14 protein-coding genes and 3 tRNA genes are annotated in these 17,093 nt (G+C 61.7%); 10 read left to right on the forward strand and 7 right to left on the reverse strand.

Going from position 1 to position 17,093, the window contains the following annotated elements; all coding sequences use genetic code 11:
* Nucleotides 1-3 precede the first annotated feature (3 nt).
* From sufB to sufU, 4 genes are read left to right on the forward strand one after another with little or no spacing between them, the layout of a single operon-like run.
* Nucleotides 4-1,416, forward strand: a complete 1,413-nt coding sequence (sufB, locus tag DW899_RS06785; protein WP_117800428.1) for a Fe-S cluster assembly protein SufB — start codon at nucleotides 4-6, stop codon at nucleotides 1,414-1,416.
* Nucleotides 1,416-2,687 (forward strand): SufD family Fe-S cluster assembly protein, encoded by a 1,272-nt coding sequence (locus DW899_RS06790; protein ID WP_117800429.1) that lies wholly within the window; start codon nucleotides 1,416-1,418, stop codon nucleotides 2,685-2,687. The genes sufB and DW899_RS06790 overlap by 1 nt, the downstream gene beginning before the upstream one ends.
* On the forward strand, nucleotides 2,684-4,009 hold the full coding sequence (locus tag DW899_RS06795; RefSeq protein WP_199411429.1) for an aminotransferase class V-fold PLP-dependent enzyme: 1,326 nt from the start codon (nucleotides 2,684-2,686) through the stop codon (nucleotides 4,007-4,009). Before DW899_RS06790 ends, DW899_RS06795 begins: the two co-directional genes overlap by 4 nt.
* Nucleotides 4,002-4,436, forward strand: a complete 435-nt coding sequence (sufU, locus tag DW899_RS06800; protein ID WP_117583738.1) for a Fe-S cluster assembly sulfur transfer protein SufU — start codon at nucleotides 4,002-4,004, stop codon at nucleotides 4,434-4,436. The genes DW899_RS06795 and sufU overlap by 8 nt, the downstream gene beginning before the upstream one ends.
* A 65-nt stretch (nucleotides 4,437-4,501) precedes the next feature.
* Here sufU and DW899_RS06805 read toward each other — a convergent pair whose 3' ends face one another.
* Entirely contained in the window at nucleotides 4,502-5,302 is an 801-nt protein-coding gene (locus DW899_RS06805; protein ID WP_117800430.1) for a transposase, read from the reverse strand.
* 403 nt (nucleotides 5,303-5,705) lie between these two features.
* Here DW899_RS06805 and DW899_RS06810 point away from each other — a divergent pair, with 403 nt between their 5' ends.
* The 4 genes from DW899_RS06810 (at nucleotide 5,706) to DW899_RS06825 (ending at nucleotide 9,770) form a co-directional block, all read left to right on the forward strand.
* Nucleotides 5,706-6,440, forward strand: coding sequence for an iron-sulfur cluster assembly scaffold protein (locus tag DW899_RS06810; protein ID WP_006235554.1), 735 nt, complete (start codon nucleotides 5,706-5,708; stop codon nucleotides 6,438-6,440).
* 18 nt (nucleotides 6,441-6,458) lie between these two features.
* A complete protein-coding gene (locus DW899_RS06815) occupies nucleotides 6,459-7,463 on the forward strand; it encodes a GGGtGRT protein (protein WP_117800431.1) in 1,005 nt (334 codons plus the stop codon).
* Nucleotides 7,464-7,719: 256 nt separating this feature from the next.
* Nucleotides 7,720-9,246, forward strand: coding sequence for an FAD-dependent oxidoreductase (locus DW899_RS06820; RefSeq protein WP_117800432.1), 1,527 nt, complete (start codon nucleotides 7,720-7,722; stop codon nucleotides 9,244-9,246).
* A 161-nt stretch (nucleotides 9,247-9,407) separates the two neighbouring features.
* The gene (locus DW899_RS06825) at nucleotides 9,408-9,770 is read left to right on the forward strand and encodes a BRO family protein (protein ID WP_117800433.1); all 363 of its coding nucleotides are present in this window, start codon (nucleotides 9,408-9,410) and stop codon (nucleotides 9,768-9,770) included.
* Nucleotides 9,771-10,054: 284 nt separating this feature from the next.
* On the opposite strand, the gene DW899_RS06830 is transcribed toward DW899_RS06825, so the two are convergent.
* The 3 genes from DW899_RS06830 to DW899_RS06840 all read right to left on the reverse strand — a co-directional run bounded on the left by DW899_RS06830 (nucleotide 10,055) and on the right by DW899_RS06840 (nucleotide 10,348).
* Nucleotides 10,055-10,130, reverse strand: a tRNA-Lys gene (locus tag DW899_RS06830).
* 43 nt (nucleotides 10,131-10,173) lie between these two features.
* A tRNA-Lys gene (locus DW899_RS06835) sits at nucleotides 10,174-10,249 on the reverse strand.
* A gap of 22 nt (nucleotides 10,250-10,271) precedes the next feature.
* A tRNA-His gene (locus DW899_RS06840) sits at nucleotides 10,272-10,348 on the reverse strand.
* A gap of 166 nt (nucleotides 10,349-10,514) precedes the next feature.
* Between DW899_RS06840 and DW899_RS06845 the strand changes: the two genes are divergently transcribed.
* Both DW899_RS06845 and DW899_RS06850 read left to right on the forward strand, forming a co-directional pair.
* Nucleotides 10,515-11,696 carry a pyridoxal phosphate-dependent aminotransferase gene (locus DW899_RS06845; protein ID WP_117800434.1) on the forward strand — a complete coding sequence of 394 codons (1,182 nt, stop codon included), beginning with the start codon at nucleotides 10,515-10,517 and terminating at the stop codon, nucleotides 11,694-11,696.
* Between the two features lie 17 nt (nucleotides 11,697-11,713).
* Complete coding sequence (locus DW899_RS06850) at nucleotides 11,714-12,151, forward strand: ROK family protein (protein ID WP_233539934.1); 438 nt, start codon at nucleotides 11,714-11,716, stop codon at nucleotides 12,149-12,151.
* Nucleotides 12,152-12,265: 114 nt separating this feature from the next.
* Here the strand turns inward: DW899_RS06850 and DW899_RS06855 are convergent, their stop codons facing one another.
* The 3 genes from DW899_RS06855 to rho all read right to left on the reverse strand — a co-directional run bounded on the left by DW899_RS06855 (nucleotide 12,266) and on the right by rho (nucleotide 16,983).
* Nucleotides 12,266-12,715 carry a VanZ family protein gene (locus tag DW899_RS06855; RefSeq protein ID WP_117800435.1) on the reverse strand — a complete coding sequence of 150 codons (450 nt, stop codon included), beginning with the start codon at nucleotides 12,713-12,715 and terminating at the stop codon, nucleotides 12,266-12,268.
* Nucleotides 12,716-12,722: 7 nt separating this feature from the next.
* Complete coding sequence (locus tag DW899_RS06860) at nucleotides 12,723-14,123, reverse strand: hypothetical protein (protein ID WP_117800436.1); 1,401 nt, start codon at nucleotides 14,121-14,123, stop codon at nucleotides 12,723-12,725.
* Nucleotides 14,124-14,436: 313 nt separating this feature from the next.
* Entirely contained in the window at nucleotides 14,437-16,983 is a 2,547-nt protein-coding gene (gene rho / locus DW899_RS06865; RefSeq protein ID WP_233539935.1) for a transcription termination factor Rho, read from the reverse strand.
* Nucleotides 16,984-17,093: the final 110 nt, after the last annotated feature.

A 17,093-nucleotide genomic window follows, 5' to 3' on the forward strand; every position in this document is an offset into this window, starting at 1 on the left:
GCAATGACCAAGAACCGCACCGAGGTCGCGGACATCGACCGCAGCCTCTACGACTTCACCTATGGCGAGGAGGGATTCGAGCGCCTCGACGCCGGCATTACGCCCGACATCGTGCGCGAGATCAGCGCCAAGAAGGACGAGCCAAAGTGGATGCTTGACCTGCGCCTCAAGTCCCTCAAGATCTTCAACCGCTTCCCCGATCCGACGTGGGGCCCCTCCATCGAGGGCCTGGACATGGACAACATCGTCACCTATGTCAAGCCCAACACCGACCAAAAGCACGACTGGGAGTCGGTGCCCGACGACATCAAGAACACCTTTGAGCGCCTGGGCATCCCCGAGGCCGAGCGCAGCTATCTGGCGGGCGTCGGCGCGCAGTACGACTCCGAGCTGGTCTACCACAACATGCAGGATACGGCGTCCAAGATGGGCATCGTCTACTCCGGCATCGAGGAGGCCCTGCACGATCCGCAGTGGGAGCCGCTCATCCACGAGAAGTTTATGACGCTCATCCCGCCCACCGACCACAAGTTTGCGGCCCTGCACGGTGCCGTATGGTCGGGCGGCTCGTTTGTCTACGTGCCCAAGGGCACCAAGCTTGATTTCCCGCTGCAGAGCTACTTCCGCCTCAACGCTAAGGGCGCCGGCCAGTTTGAGCACACGCTTATCATCGTCGAGGACGATGCCGACCTGCACTTTATTGAGGGCTGCTCCGCGCCCAAGTACAACGTGGCCAACCTCCACGCCGGCGCCGTCGAGCTCTTTGTTGGCAAGCGTGCGCACCTGCGCTACTCGACCATCGAGAACTGGTCCAAGAACATGTACAACCTCAACACCAAGCGTGCGCGCGTGGACGAGGACGGCGACATCGAGTGGATCAGCGGCTCCTTCGGCAGCCACGTGGGCTACCTCTACCCTATGAGCGTGCTCAACGGCCGCCGCGCCCGCTCGAGCTTTACCGGCATCACCTTTGCCGGCGCCGGGCAGAACCTCGACACCGGCTGCAAGGTCGTGCTTAACGCCCCCGAGACCTCGGCGACCGTCGAAACCAAGGGCATCTCCAAGAGCGGCGGCATCCAGACCTTCCGCAGCTCCATCGTGGCCACGCCCAAGGCCGAGGGTTCCAAGGCAACCGTGAGCTGCCAGTCGCTGATGCTCGACGACCAGAGCCGCTCCGATACCATCCCCGCCATGGACATCCGCGCCAAGAATGTCGACATCGGCCACGAGGCAACTATCGGCCGCATCGGCGACGACAAGGTGTTCTACCTGATGAGCCGCGGCATCTCGGAGGAAGAGGCCCGCACCATGATCGTTAACGGCTTTGCCAACCCGGTCTCCAAGGAGCTGCCGCTGGAGTACGCCGTCGAGATGAACAACCTGATCAAGCTCGAGATGGAAGGAGCGATCGGATAATGAAACAGACCACGAACAACGCTGCCACCACGCTCGAGCAGGTTAATGCGATGCCCGCAGCAACCTGGGGCTGGTTGAAAATGAACCAGACCAAGCTTGTGCTTTCGGACGAGCTTGCCGCCGCACCCGCCGAGGCCGTTGAGGTCGAGGGGCTGGACGAGCAGTTCTCCGGTGCGGCCGACGCCTTCGACGCCGCCATGGAAGCCATGGCCGAGCGCTTCCCCGAGCGCCGTGCCGCTGCCCCCGGCGACGCCGCCGACCGCGCCCGCATCACGCCCGAGACCGAGCTCGACGTGCCCGCCACCTCTGTCTACCAGGCCGGCGCCATCAAGCTCGAGGAGGAGCTCTCCCCTGCCGAGGCCTTCGAGACCGGCATGGGCGAGGCTGCCTATGCGTATCTGACCGAGCACGCCACCAAGCGCATCGTCATCGATGTTCCCGCCTACCAGCACGCCGCCGTTACCGTGCGCGTGAGTGGCGTCGACGCAGCGGCTGCGATTGCCGCCATCGACGTCGTCGCCCGCCCGCAGGCAACGCTCGACCTCGCCCTAGCCCTGGACTCCCCCGTTGCCGGCGAGGGCGTCGTGGGCTCCGTGCTGCGTGTGTGCGCCCACGAGTACGCCACCGTCAACGTGACCTGCACGCAGACACTCGACGACAGCTGGATCGCACTCGACGACACCGGCCTGTTCCTAGACGAGGGCGCGCGCGTCAACGTGCAGCACACTGTCCTGGGTGCCGGCGCCAGCGCCACCGGCCTTGCCGGCGACCTGCTGGGCGATACCGCCAAGGTGACCATCGATACCGATTACCTGGGCGCCCGCGAGCAGGTGCGCGACTTTAACTACGAGCTGCGCCACCGCGGTCGCAAGACCGAGTGCGAAATCGACGCCAACGGCGTGCTGACCGGCACGTCCAAGAAGGTCTACCGCGGCACCATCGACCTCGTGCACGGCTGCAAGGGTGCAACCGGCACCGAGCGCGAGACGGTGCTCTTGGCTAACAAGGGCGTCGACAACAAAACCGTTCCCGTCATCCTCTGCGACGAGGACGACGTCGCCGGCAACCACGGCGCCACCATCGGCCACGTCCGCGACGAGCAGCTGTTCTACCTCGCCTGCCGCGGCCTTGACCAAAACGCAGCCGAGGACCTGTTCATCCGCGCCAAGCTGGAGGACGCTGCGCTTTCCGCCACCGACGAGCGCACCCGCGCCGCCGTCGTCCGCCTGGGCAACAACCTGATCGACAACTTTGAGGAGGAGCTCGCATGATCGATACCGAGCACGTTAAATGTGACACCTGTACCGCACCGGAGCCTATGGAGCTCGACGCCAGCGACGAGGCTTCGCGCGGCTGGCCCACCGTAGATATCGAGACCAACCCCTACAAGGGCCAGTTCCCGCTGTTCCAGCAGCACCCCGAGATCGCCTTCCTCGATAGCGCCGCCACCGCGCAGCGCCCTGCCTGTGTGCTCGACGCCGAACGCGACTTCTACCAGCGCATGAACGCCAACCCTCTGCGCGGCCTGTACTCGCTGTCCGTCGAGGCCACCGACGCCATCGCGAAGGTCCGCCAACAGATCGCCGACCTCATCGGCGCCTCACAGGCCAACGAGGTCGTCTTCACCCGCAACACGAGCGAGTCGCTCAACCTGGTCGCTAAGAGCTTTGCACCCACAGTGCTCGAACCGGGCGACGAGGTCGTCATCACCATCATGGAGCACCACTCCAACCTGATTCCGTGGCAGCAGGTCTGCCGCGAGACCGGCGCCAAGCTCGTCTACCTCTACCCCACCAAGACCGGCCAGCTCACCACCGAGGAGGTTCTTGCCAAGGTGGGTCCCAAGACCAAGATCCTAGCCGTGGGACAGGTCTCCAACGTGCTGGGCGTCGAGAACCCGGTCAAGAACCTCGGCAAACTCGTGCACAAGTACGGCGGCTACCTGGTCGTCGACGGCGCGCAGTCGCTGCCGCACATGCCGGTCGATGTGGCCGACCTGGGCGCCGACTTCTTTGCCTTTAGTGCGCACAAGGCCATGGGCCCCATGGGCATCGGCGTGCTGTGGGGCAAGATGGACCTGCTCAACGCCATGCCGCCCATGCTTACCGGCGGCGAGATGATCGATTCGGTCACCGAGCAGGACGCTGTCTGGGCTCCCGTCCCCGAGAAGTTCGAGGCCGGCACGCAGGACGCCGCCGGCATCTTCGCCACGGGCGCCGCACTCGATTACCTGGTCAACACGGTGGGTTACGAGAACATCCAGGCCCGCGAGCAGGCACTCGTCCACTACCTGATGGGCGAGCTCATGCAGCTCGACTTTGTCCAGATCATCGGCTCCATCTACTGGGATAACCACCACGGGGTCGTGAGCTTTAACGTCAAGGGCATCCACCCGCACGACGTCGCGAGCATCATGGACATGGACGGCGTGTGCATCCGCGCCGGCCACCACTGCGCACAGCCGCTGCTTACCTGGCTGGGCGTCGAGAACCTTGCCTGCTGCCGCGCCAGCGTGGCCTTCTACAATGACAAGGCCGACATCGATAAGTTCATCGCCGGACTGCATCACGTTTGGAGCACGTTTAATGGGTAATCTGTACACCTCCACCACGTTTATGGAGCACAACTCGCACCCCGACTACAAGTACGAGATGGACGCCCCCACGCACGAGCACGACGGCATCAACCCCAGCTGCGGAGACGAGCTCACCTTGCAGCTACGTGTCGAGAACAACGTGATCGAGGAGGCCTCCTTTACCGGCCACGGCTGCGCCATCAGCCAGGCAAGCGCCGACATCATGGCCGACCTCATCACCGGCGAGACCGTCGAGGAAGCTCGCCGCTTGGCAGAGCTCTTCCTCGCCATGATCCGCGGCGAGCAGCTCTCCGAGGAGGACTTGGAAGACCTGGACGAGGCCGCCCAGCTCCAGGACATCTCGCACATGCCCGCCCGCGTCAAATGCGCCGAGCTCGCCTGGCGCACCCTCGACGGCATGCTCACGGGACAAAATAATCAGTAGTATTTGTCCCAAATCTTAAAAATTTTGTTGGCCGAATCGCTTGACAAGAGTGGTTCGGCCATTTTCTATTCCGAGCCCTCAGCCTGAGCCTTCACTCGCGCATAAGCGCGCACGATACGAGAGACGGTACTCTTGCTGATTCCCGTATACCGTTCGATCTCGCGCAGCGTGTAGCCGACATTGTGCAGGGCGAAAATGATTCCGTCTCGCCGCGAGGGTGCTACGGTCTTGAGTTCGTTGAGCGGCACGCCCAGGCGCTTCGCCATCTTGTCGGCAAACGCACGCCGCTCCCACTCCGTCTCATCCATATCGTGAATCACCGGATCGGAACCATCGGGCATCGACAGAGAATAATCCAGAAACCCCTTGGCAGACTCAAAGAGCTCAAGCACGCAAGAAGGGTCGGAAAATCCCCTCGTCGTATCGTTGTCATACGCTCGCAGATACTCGGCAAAGCTGCTCCAGGGATAACGCTCAATCAGGGCGATACCCGCCTCCTGCGGATTAGCGTGAACATAGCGAATGGCGGCCATTAGATAACGGTCGGTATCGAGCGAGCGCCGGTCAAAACGGTTCTGGAACAGATGGCCTGTGCGCCCCGTGCGTTTATTGAACCGCCGCGCGTACGTCAAAAGCAGCCGGTGCATGGCTGCGCTCATCGCGTCCTCGTAATCTGCAAGCACCAAATGCACGTGATTGCCCATAAGGCACCAGGCAATAACCGTCACACCCTCCTCGCGGCAGCAGTCGCGCATCAGCTCCAAAAACTCCCACCGGTCTTCATCGCCCTCAAAGATGAGCTGCTTGCCCATACCGCGGGCACAGACATGGTAAAAGCCGGTAACCGTTCTCCAAACGCGCTGCATGGCGCTCCCTTCGCCGGGATCTGCTTGCCATCCAATACAGCACGATTGAAGCGTGCCATCAAAACATTCACGCAAAACAATACACTCGCGCGGCCAAAGGCAGTAAACGGGCGGCGAACGGCACCATTGCAACAGGTCAGCCCCTACAACGCTTACAAGAGCTGACCAAAAGCTTGCCCAAGACGGACCCCCTCTACGGAAGTTCGCGACCACAGAACATAGAGTTAAAACGCTTCAATTGAAAGTTCCGCGCTTCTCGCTACGAAAACTGAGCCGTTCGCCGAATATTCCGTGCATTTCGCGGTATTATAGGGGCTGCATGTCATGTCCCTTTCGAAGGGTCGCCCGGCAATCGCCAGCCACGACCCCCAGACGGGACGCCAACACGATAGAGAGGAGAGGCATGCAGTACTCACAGGAAGTGGAGAACATGTGCCCCGTTGCCAAGGGTGCATACCACGGCCCCGCACCCATCCCCGAGGAGGGCAAGTGGGTCCAGGCTAAGGAGATTTCCGACATCTCCGGTCTTACGCACGGTGTGGGTTGGTGCGCACCTCAGCAGGGCGCCTGCAAGCTCACGCTGAACGTCAAGGACGGCATCATCGAGGAGGCCCTCGTTGAGACCATCGGCTGCTCGGGCATGACCCACTCTGCCGCCATGGCTTCCGAGATCCTTCCCGGTAAGACCATCCTCGAGGCCCTCAACACCGACCTCGTCTGCGACGCCATCAACGTTGCTATGCGCGAGATCTTCCTGCAGATCGTTTACGGCCGCAGCCAGACCGCGTTCTCCGAGGGCGGCCTGCCCGTGGGCGCCTCCCTCGACGACCTCGGCAAGGGCCTTCGCTCTCAGGTCGGCACCATGTTCGGCACCAAGGCCAAGGGCGCTCGTTACCTCGAGCTCGCTCAGGGCTACGTCACCCGCATGGCTCTCAACGACAAGAACGAGATCATCGCGTTCGAGTTCCTGAACCTCGGTAAGTTCACCGACGCCGTCAAGGCCGGCAAGACCCCCGAGGAGGCCATCGCTGGCGCTATGGGCCACTATGGTCAGTGGGAGAACGCTGCCAAGTACATCGACCCGCGCACCGACGAGGAGACTCACTCCGTCGCCAGCGTGTTCCCGGTTCACGAGTAGAAAGGGAGGGAAATAACTATGACTGTTACGTTCGAAGGTTACGAGCGCCGCGCTGACAAGATCAACAAGTGCCTCGCCGACAACGGCATCGCCTCCCTCGAGGAAGCTCTGCAGATCTGCACCGACAAGGGCTTCAACCCGCGTGAGATCGTCAACAACACCCAGTCCATCGCCTTCCAGAACGCTGAGTGGGCCTACACCCTCGGCTGCGCTCTCGCTGTCAAGCGTGGCGCCAAGTCCGCTTCTGAGGCTGCCGCCATCATCGGCGAGGGCATCCAGGCCTTCACCGTTCCCGGCTCCGTCGCCGAGGACCGCAAGGTCGGTCTGGGCCACGGCAACCTGGGCGCTATGCTGCTCTCCGACGACACCGAGTGCTTCGCCTTCCTGGCTGGCCACGAGTCCTTCGCTGCTGCTGAGGGTGCTATCGGCCTGGCTCTGAACGCCAACAAGGCTCGTAAGAAGCCGCTGCGCGTTATCCTCAACGGTCTGGGCAAGGACGCTGCTCAGATCATCGCCCGCATCAACGGCTTCACCTATGTGAAGACCCAGTTCGACTACTACACGGGCGAGCTCAAGGTCGTCGAGACCATCCCCTACTCTGATGGTCCCCGCGCTGCCGTTAACTGCTACGGCTCCGACGACGTCCGCGAGGGCGTTGCCATCATGTGGCACGAGAACGTCGACATCTCGATCACCGGTAACTCCACCAACCCCACGCGCTTCCAGCACCCCGTCGCTGGCACCTACAAGAAGGAGCGCCTCGAGGCTGGCAAGAAGTACTTCTCCGTCGCTTCTGGTGGCGGCACTGGCCGTACCCTGCACCCGGACAACATGGGCGCCGGCCCTGCCTCTTACGGCATGACCGACACCATGGGCCGTATGCACTCCGACGCCCAGTTCGCCGGTTCTTCCTCCGTGCCTGCGCACGTCGACATGATGGGTCTCATCGGCATGGGCAACAACCCCATGGTCGGTGCCACCGTCGCCTGCGCTGTCGCCGTCGAGGAGGCCCTCAAGGCCTAATCGCGCCCGCGCGATGCTCACATAGTTGAGCTTTGGAGCCGCTACCCACCCGGGTAGCGGCTCTTTTTGTTTGCGCTGTCGCAGGATAGCTAATGCCGATATATCAGTTGGGGCGAAATACGAGATGTGATGAGATGGAGCGTCAGAGCGTCCACGACGCCCACCTGTCATATTTGCCCTTTACCGATTTGCCGAGTCTTTGCGGCCCCATTGCCGATCACCCGTGCGACAATGCGCCGGACGAGAAAGGAATCCGATGGAATCGACTGATGTACTGGTAATTGGATCTGGCATTGCGGGCCTTTGCGCCGCCTTCGAAGCGGCACGCACGGGCGCAACCGTCGCTGTGGCAAGCGCCGGCAAGACTATGAGTGGATCGAGCTTTTTCCCGGGCACCTGGGGTCTGGGCCTTATTGGCCCCGTCGACGAGGGCGACGAGCAGGACCTCATCGACACCATCCAGGCCGTCGGCGGCGGTGCTGCCGACCCTACGCTCGTCCATACGTTTGTCCACGGTATTCCTCAGGCCATCCAATGGCTCGAGCAGGATCTAGGTGTTGAGCTCCAGCGTCCGCAAAGTGCCGAAAGCGCCCAGCAGAAGCAGTTTATCCCCTGCTTTGACCATAAGACGCGTATGTGGCGCGGCCTCACCCGCAAGCCGCTTGAGGACGCGTGTACGGCCCAGATCGAGTCTCTCGGCATTCGCCTGCTCCCCCGCCACGAACTTATCGACCTTGTTGAGGACACAATCGGAAAGATTACCGGCGCCGTGCTCTACGACCGCGCAAACGAGCATCTCGTGCCTATGGCAGCCAAGGCCACTATCATCGCTGCGGGCGGCACGGGTGGCCTGTTCGAGCGAAGCCTCACTTCCGCTGATGTGCTCAGCTCCTCGCAGGCCATCGCGCTGGCGCACGGCGCAACACTTACTAATATAGAGTTCATGCAGATGATGCCCGGCTTCATCGAGCCCAAGCGCAACCTGGTCTTCAACGAGAAAACCTGGCGCTACGTACATGTAGACCAGCCGGTAGATATTGCCGACGACAAGCTGGACGACCTGCTCGAGCAGCGCTCTGGATATGGTCCCTTCACGTCACGCTTGGCCTCCCGCGCTATCGATCTCGTCATCGATCAGACAGGTGTCGAAGGACTGGCGCTCCACTACGACTTCCCTCGCGAGGATGTCCCAGAGTTTGTGCAGACCTTTGCCACCTGGCTGCAAGACGAGCACGGCATCGCCCCGACTGACGAGATGCGCGTTGCGATGTATGCCCACGCCGCTAACGGCGGTATCAAGATCGACATGACCGCGTACACGGGCATTGAGGGCCTCTTCGCCTGCGGTGAGGCAACAGGCGGCATGCACGGCGCCGACCGCATCGGCGGCTTGTCAAGCGCCAACGGCATCGTGTTTGGGCGCATCGCGGGCGCATCGGCAGCCCAAGCAGCGCTGGACGCTCCCGAGGCGGCCGCTCCGATGGATATCGCCCTCCCTCAGTATGGCATTGCCACAACAGATGCCGAACGCCTGACACACAGCCTTAAGCACACGATGAGTACCTATTGCATGATCAACAGGACCGAAGCAGGTCTATCCAAGGCTCTTCAACAGCTTGAAAGCCTGCAAGACGAGGCAACGGCGCTGAGCAAGCCGCATGCCAATGACAGCGAGATCGCAGCCCTCGCCCGCCTGCAATCGCAGAATCAGCTGGCAACGGAGATGGTCAAAGCCATGCGCAAGCGGACCGAAAGCCTGGGTTCGCACTATCGATCGAATTAAACTGGACACCTATCTAGAGCAGAGCACAACTAATCGATATCTATGGGCCCCGTGACCTCGAAGTGGCACGGGGCCCATTCGTGTCCGCACGGCAGCGTATCCTTATTCTGAGTACAGAGCGGGCAAAGCGCGCATAGACAATAGATCAGCGAGGAGGAGATATGGACAGTAGAGATATCGAGAAGTGGCGTGTCGAACTTGATAGCTACGCCAATGTGGAAGACGGCGTTGAGTATTGGCTCGCACGCGATTTAATGGAACCCATGGGATACACTCGATGGGAGAACTTCGCCGAAGTTGTTAAGAGGGCAAAAGTCTCGTGCGAAACAAACAAAACTCCAGTTGATTCCCATTTTCGTGACACCACGAAAATGATAACTGCCGGTGTCGCCGCTCGCGCGGTTAAAGACTACAAGCTTACGCGCTATGCATGCTATTTAATCGCCCAAAACGGAGATTCAAACAAGCAAGAAATCGCGCTCGCACAGGCGTACTTCGCCGTGCAGACGCGCCGGTTTTACTGATCCCCAGGGTAGACTCGATCTGTGAAAGTGGCTGTGCCCTTTCGGGTTCGACCCCATGCAAGGTCAACAAAAAAGCGACCAGCCGAAGCCAGTCGCTTTAACATGCTTTGGTGGGCCGTCAGGGGGTCAGCCTGCTTTGCAGGCGGCCGCTGCGGCGCTTCGCGCCTTGCGCGCTGCGCTGGTAAATGCTTACGCATTTCCTCAGCTCCGCGCCCTTTCGGGTTCGACCCCATGTGAGGTCAACAAAAAAGCGACCAGCCGAAGCCAGTCGCTTTAACATACTTTGGTGGGCCGTCAGGGGGTCGAACCCTGGACCTTGGGATTAAGAGTCCCCTGCTCTACCAACTGAGCTAACGACCCAAAGCTAAAGTCCGTTGTGACGGACTTTAGAGGAGATATCGTGTGGTGGGCCGTCAGGGGGTCGAACCCTGGACCTTGGGATTAAGAGTCCCCTGCTCTACCAACTGAGCTAACGACCCGATATCAACACGAAGCAAGAACTGGGGTGGGTAAAGGGACTCGAACCCTCGACCTACGGGACCACAACCCGTCGCTCTAGCCAACTGAGCTACACCCACCGTGTCCTGTGCGCTTCGCGCTCGACTATTATTGCAAGGAACGCCACGCGATGCAAGCCCCAATTTTCAAGAATTTTGAAAAGAGTTTTTCGAGACCATTTCGAGCAATTCCCACCGGTTTCATAGGAGTAAACTTGCCCCACTGCAAATGCTCGAAAGGACAAGCATGAAAGAACTCTCCAATCGCACGGCAACATTTACCGATTCGGTCATCCGCCGCATGACGCGCATCTCCAATAAGTACGGTGCCGTCAACCTCTCGCAGGGCTTCCCCGACTTCGATCCTCCGGCGCAGCTGCTCGAGAGCCTCAGCGCCATCGCGACCGACCCCAAGCCGCTCTATCACCAGTACTCCATCACCTGGGGCTCCCAGGCCATGCGCGAGGCGCTCGCCGCTAAGCAGGAGCACTTTATGGGCATGCCGATCAACCCCAACGAGAACATCGTAGTCACCTGCGGCTCCACCGAGGCCATGATGGCCGCCATGATGACGGTTACGAACCCCGGAGACAAGGTCGTCATCTTCTCGCCGTTCTACGAGAACTACGGCGCCGACACAATCCTTTCGGGTGCCGAGCCCATCTACGTGCCGCTCAACCCGCCCACGTTCGACTTCGATCGCGAGGTCCTCGAGGCGGCCTTCCGCGACAACGATCCCAAGGCCATCGTCCTGTGCAACCCTTCCAACCCCTGCGGCAAGGTCTTTACGCGCGAGGAGCTCACCTTTATCGCCGACCTCTGCAAAAAGTACGACGCCTACTGCATTACCGACGAGGTATACGAGCACATCGTCTACGCGCCCCACGAGCACGTCTATATGGCCACGCTGCCCGGCATGTTCGATCGAACCATCAGCTGCAGCTCGCTGTCCAAGACCTACTCCATCACCGGCTGGCGCCTAGGCTACACCATCGCTCCCGCCGAAATCACCGAGCGCATCAAAAAGGTCCACGACTTCCTCACCGTAGGCGCCGCCGCTCCCCTGCAAGAGGCCGTCGTCACCGCCCTCAACTTCGACGACAGTTATTACCAGGAGGTCCTCGACCTCTACACCGCCAAGCGCGACCTATTCTGTCAGGGACTCGACAGCATCGGCCTCACGCACAACGTGCCGCAGGGCGCCTACTACGTGATGATGGACATCTCTGAGTTTGGCTATGACAGCGACCTCAACTTCTGCGAGGATCTGGCCTCCAAGGTGGGCGTGGGCGCCGTTCCGGGCTCCAGCTTCTTCCGCGAGCCCGTCAACCACCTCATCCGCTTCCACTTTGCCAAGCGAGACGAGACGCTCAACGCAGCACTGGAGAACCTCAAGTTCCTGCGTGATAAAATCAAACCGCGCGGGTAAGGACGGCCCGGCACTAAATGCACCCCGAGGCCGGTCACATCCTGGTCACTCGCGACCCGCGCGACACCATTGGCGAGCACAGCGGCTGCCCCTTCCACGACAACTGCCTCGAGGGCCTCATCGCCGGTCCCGGCATCAAAAAACGCTGGGGTGGCAAGAGCGCCGGAGAGATGGCCGATGACCCGGAGGCCATGGACCTGCTCGCCGGCTATCTGGCGCAGGCGCTCATGACCTACATCCTGTGCTACGCACCGCAGAAGAACGTCATCGGTGGCGGCGTGGCCGATCACACCCCCATCGTGCCGCTCGCACGCAAGAAGTGCGCCGAGATGCTCAACGGCTACATCGTCACGCCCGAGATGGCCGACATTGATAGCTATATCGTCAACAACAGCCTCGAGGGCAAGCAGGGCATTATGGGCTGCCTGGCCCTGGGCGCACAGGCGCTTCAGTAGCAGACGCACCCACAGGGCGTGGCGCGCCCGGCAAATCCGACCTACGGAACGACGCCACCACGCCTCATATAAGCCCTCAAATAAAAAAGGCCGCCTAGGACCAAACAATACGTCCTAGGCGGCTTTTTTGGCGCGCATCAGCGGCCGTAAGAGATATCGGAGCACAACGCCCGTTGCCGCACCACAGCAGTCGATCATCACATCGGTGATCATGCCGGCGCGTCCCGGCACAAAGAGCTGAATCGTCTCGTCGATCGAGGGAATCAGCAGCAGGAACACCGCCGTGGGCAGCAGCACGTCAAAGGTGCGCCGGCCCTCAAAATCAAAGGCGTGCGTTGCCAAGATACCGAGCACCATATACTCGGTAAAATGCGCGCACTTGCGAACAACAAAGTTGGTCACCCATGCATATGGAAGCCCCACGCCGTGCAGGAAACCGCGGATAGCTTCCATGACTGTTAGGCTCAGCGAGCCCGACCCCGAGCCGGGAACCAGCGAATTGCCCCAGATCAAGAGCGCCATCAGGCAGGTCACGACCGCCCATTTTCGATTGATCTTAACCATGCAGAAGTTATGCCTCCGCGCGGAGCGGCGCGAAGCTGGCGGTACCGCCCTCGATAACGCTCAGATAGGCACGGCCCGTACGCTTGGCGGTAGAGGACTGCAGGCGCTCGATCTCTTCCTCGAGGATCTGATTGACGCGCTCGTGACGACGATTTTCCATAATGCCGGCGGCAATAGCCTCGGCTCGCTCGATGCTCTCACGCGAGATGCGGGCAGTATCCTCGGGGAACACAGCGCTGTGACGGCCAACATAGGCGGGGGCAGCAGGCTGAGGGGCAGTGACGGGAGCGGGGGCTGCAACAGGAGCAGGCTCGTCAATCTCATCCAGAATCGCGGTGGCGGCGGCCCACATGTCCTCGTGGCCTGAGTAATCGGCCATAGGGACATCAACCTCGAGCGAAGCGTCCGGAAGGTCGCCGGTGTCGATGCGATCTTGGGCATCAATCGATGCGGTGATGGCTGCAGGCTCATCGAGGTCATCGAGATCGATGTCCGCGACACCGGAGATGATAGGCATGCTGGCGAGGTTTGCGTTGTACGGCGCAGCCTCAGCCGCCTGCTGCTGGGCAGGAGCGCCCCAAAGCGAGCTTTCGGCGGCGCGGCGGGCGGCAACGGCCTCCTCGTCCGCGGTCATGGCTTCATCAACGTACGAATTATCGGCAGAAGCGTTCGCGTCCGCCGAGGTAGCGCTGTAGGCGTTATTGGCTGCCGCGTTGGCGACGAGTGCCACGAAAGCCGCCGTGCTGCCCGCAGGGGCGGCCTGGGAGCCAGACACGGCGCGTGCCGCGGCGGCGATGTCGTCGCGATTGAAGGAGCCGAACTGCCCGCCGTTGGTGAGCTCGTCGATGGCGACTTGATAGACGTCGCGCGAGTGTGCAGGGTCGCAGCTCACCGGCGAATCGTCGTCGAGCATACTGTCGATCATAGACCAAGCCTCGTCCTCGTCCATAGCATCTGCGGCTCGAGCAATGGTAGGGACACCATCATCGGCATGACGGCGCTGGAACGCACCAGTCAGGCCGGAAAGGAATGCCGAGGTAGACTGCTCCGACTGAGCCTGAGAAGCAGAAGTCGCAGCGTAAGGAGTCGCATCCTGCTGCTGAGCTGGAATCGAGGCGGTCTTGAACTCGCTTTGATGCTGATTGAGATTGGCGGCACCGCCCATGGCATCGGGCTGGAACAGACGCTCTTCACGCTGCGCACGATACTCGGAGATACCCAGCGAGGCGGCATAGATGCCCACGCCCGCCACCGCGCCCACGGCGAAGGGAACCGCACCCGCCACGACCGTCTCGTTCACCGACGAAAACGGCAGCGTCGCGGCATACATAACCACGGGAGCGGCAAGGCCGATCCCGCACGAAAGTCCGGCAAGGACTGCTCGTTGTGTTGCATCAGAAGAAGCCATGAGCTCTCCCCATCTCCCAGCACCCAAATCGCATCATTCAGTTGGCTGCGCGAGAGAAGATGAAGCGGGGCTATGCCCCAAAGCAACGGTATATGGTTCGTTTCATCTGCGTTTTCCGTCGCGAAGCTTAAAAGCTATTATGCGAAACCGCCCTGTCGATTGCAAGCGACGATGTCGGATTGAAACGGGAAACCTGCTGCTCGTCGGTCTTACGGTCAAAAATAAGCGCGGAGCGGCGCTATGGAAAAGGGCCGAGGCTCAAAGCCCCGACCCTTTATCGCATTGATGACTATCGCTGCGCGTGGATGACAACCTAGAACGTCTGCTCGTAGTCGCTGTGTTTTTTGGCCGAACGCACCAGGAACTCCTGGTTGGTGTTGGTGCCCTTAAGACCCTTGATAAACGATGCGGCCGCGCGCTCGGTGTTGTTCATGCCTGCAAGAATGCGACGCAGACCAAAGACAAACGGACGCATCTGCTCGTCGACCAACAGGTCCTCGTTACGCGTACCGGAGGCAACGGGGTCGATAGCCGGGAAGATGCGGCGGTCGGCCAGGTCGCGGTCGAGCTTAAGCTCCATGTTGCCGGTGCCCTTGAACTCCTCGAAAATGACCTCGTCCATCTTGGAACCGGTGTCGATGAGGGCAGAGGCCAGGATGGTGAGCGAGCCGCCGTTCTCGATATTGCGGGCTGCACCCAGGAAGCGCTTGGGCGGATACAGTGCCGCCGAATCGACGCCGCCCGAAAGGATGCGGCCCGAGGCGGGCGCCGCCAAGTTGTAGGCGCGGGCGAGGCGCGTGATGGAGTCGAGCACCACCACGACGTCGCCACCCAGCTCTACGATGCGCTTGGCGCGCTCGATGACGAGCTCTGCCACGCGGGTGTGGTTGTCGGCAGGCATATCGAAGGTCGACGCCACAACCTCACCCTTGATGGAACGCTGCATATCGGTGACCTCTTCGGGGCGCTCGTCGACGAGCAGGCAGATGAGGTGCACCTCGGGGTTGTTAATCGAGATAGACTGGCAGATCTTCTTGAGGATCGTGGTCTTGCCGGCCTTGGGCGGGGACACGATCAGGCCGCGCTGGCCCTTGCCGATCGGTGACACGATGTCGATGGCGCGACCGGTAATAGAGTCCTTGCCGTGCTCCATGCGCAGCGGCTCGTTGGGATAGACCGGGGTGAGGTCGCCGAACTTGGGACGGTTGCGAATCTGCTCGGGGTCCAGACCGTTGACGGTCGTGATTTTGGCGAGGCCGGCGCGCTTGTCGCCGCCGCGCGAAGGACGCAGCGAGCCCTCGATGACGTCGCCCGTGCGCAGGCGCGCGGAGCGGATGAGGTAGGCGGGCACGAAGGCGTCGTCGTTGGACTTCATGTAGCCATGGGCGTGGATGATGCCGGAGCTGTCCGGGCGAATCTGCAGAATGCCCTTGATGTCGCGGAAGCCCTCGGCCTTCGCAGCGGTGACGTAGATTTCCTCGACGAGCTCGGCCTTCTTCTTGCCGGTCGTCTCGATCTCGAACTCCTTGGCCTTCTCGCGAAGTTCGGCGACCTTCATGGCAGCGAGCTCCTCGCGCGAAAGCGTGGGCTCGGTGGGAGCGGCATTACGCTCCTTGTTGCGCTGTTTGCGATCGCGCTGGCGGTTGCGACGGTCGTTGTTGCGGTCGTCCTTACGCTCGTTGCGCTCGTCGTTGCGCTTGTGCTGGCGACGGTTGGGACGAGTGCCGTCTTCGCCCTCAGCGGGGGCGGCACCATCGGTTGCGGCGGTGCCAACATTGGCCGCAGCGGCGTCATTGGCCTCGGCGCCAGAATCAACCTGCGCTTCGACATCCTGCTGCTCGGACGCCTTGGCCTTAACGGACTTCTTACGACCGCGCTTGGGCTTCTCGGACGCAGGCTGTTCGACGTCCTGGGCCTTGGCGACATCAGTCGACGCATCGGCGGTCGTCTCGGCAGAATCCTCGGACGCACCCTTCTTGGCAGCCTTGGCCTTGGACGTGCGCTTAGCAGCAGTACGACGGCTGCGACCGGGACGGACATCGGCGGGCTCGGCATCGGCGGGAGCGGCCTCGGAAGTCGTAGCATCCTGGACGGGTGCATCGGCAGCGGTTGCAGACTCGGCGGTCGCCGCAGCATCCCGAGCGGCGGCGGCTGCTGCTGCGGCCTTCTCTGCCTCGACAAAGGCCTTGGGCTTGCGACCGCGACGGTGCGGGCGCAAAGCCGGATCGACAACGGGAACTTCGTTGGCCTCGACAGGCGCAGCGGGCTCAACAGGCAATGTGCCCTCCCCTGCCGCGGAACGGACCGAAGCCTCAGTGAGCTCGGGGGCTACCTGTTCCGCAACTTGCTCGGCCTTAGCAGCCGTGCGGCGGCGTGTGCGCGGTGCCGGCTTCTCGGTCGGCAGGTCGGCGGCAGGGGTCTCGATGGCGGCAGGCGTCTCGGGCACAGACGGAGCTGCAAGCTCGGTCAGAGCCGCGGCCTCGCGCTCGGCAGCACGACGGCGGGCGCGCACCACCTGAGCCTCGCTAATCTGCGCCAACGCACGTGCCTGCGCGACCTCATCGGAAATCGGCGCCGAGGAGTCAGCTGCAACGGTGCGCTTGGCGCGCGTCGTGCGCGTGGTACGGCGCTTGGGCTTGGTGACCTCCTCGCCGTCAGCGGCAGGCTTGGCCGTGCGGCTCACGAGCTTGGGCTTTGCCGGAGCAGCCTCCTCACCAGTTGCAGGCGCAGGCGTCGAAGCAGCCTTAGGCGTCTCGGGAGCCGAGGCTTGCGCGGGCGCCGCGACCTGGTCCGACGCAACCGGTGCAGCGGGAGCGGCTTGCGTCGTCGTTATTTCGTTTTCTTGCTGTTGATCAGACACAGTGTTTGCTCAACTTTCTTTTCAAGCCCTGTGATCACATGCTCCCTGCATAAACCTTCAGGGCGGCTAAACAGTCTAGTTCCGTTCAAAACGACGGACATCATTGATCT

The organism is Collinsella sp. AM41-2BH (assembly GCF_003468085.1).
Classification (GTDB): domain Bacteria; phylum Actinomycetota; class Coriobacteriia; order Coriobacteriales; family Coriobacteriaceae; genus Collinsella.

Bases quoted from the DNA above. Each gene is read 5' to 3' on its own strand.
- DW899_RS06810 (WP_006235554.1), top strand. From the start codon at position 5,706: ATGCAGTACTCACAGGAAGTGGAGAACATGTGCCCCGTTGCCAAGGGT.
- DW899_RS06825 (WP_117800433.1), top strand. From the start codon at position 9,408: ATGGACAGTAGAGATATCGAGAAGTGGCGTGTCGAACTTGATAGCTAC.
- DW899_RS06850 (WP_233539934.1), top strand. From the start codon at position 11,714: ATGCACCCCGAGGCCGGTCACATCCTGGTCACTCGCGACCCGCGCGAC.
- sufB (WP_117800428.1), top strand. From the start codon at position 4: ATGACCAAGAACCGCACCGAGGTCGCGGACATCGACCGCAGCCTCTAC.
- DW899_RS06790 (WP_117800429.1), top strand. From the start codon at position 1,416: ATGAAACAGACCACGAACAACGCTGCCACCACGCTCGAGCAGGTTAAT.
- DW899_RS06815 (WP_117800431.1), top strand. From the start codon at position 6,459: ATGACTGTTACGTTCGAAGGTTACGAGCGCCGCGCTGACAAGATCAAC.
- DW899_RS06820 (WP_117800432.1), top strand. From the start codon at position 7,720: ATGGAATCGACTGATGTACTGGTAATTGGATCTGGCATTGCGGGCCTT.
- DW899_RS06860 (WP_117800436.1), bottom strand. From the start codon at position 14,123: ATGGCTTCTTCTGATGCAACACAACGAGCAGTCCTTGCCGGACTTTCG.
- DW899_RS06805 (WP_117800430.1), bottom strand. From the start codon at position 5,302: ATGCAGCGCGTTTGGAGAACGGTTACCGGCTTTTACCATGTCTGTGCC.
- DW899_RS06845 (WP_117800434.1), top strand. From the start codon at position 10,515: ATGAAAGAACTCTCCAATCGCACGGCAACATTTACCGATTCGGTCATC.
- DW899_RS06795 (WP_199411429.1), top strand. From the start codon at position 2,684: ATGATCGATACCGAGCACGTTAAATGTGACACCTGTACCGCACCGGAG.
- sufU (WP_117583738.1), top strand. From the start codon at position 4,002: ATGGGTAATCTGTACACCTCCACCACGTTTATGGAGCACAACTCGCAC.
- DW899_RS06855 (WP_117800435.1), bottom strand. From the start codon at position 12,715: ATGGTTAAGATCAATCGAAAATGGGCGGTCGTGACCTGCCTGATGGCG.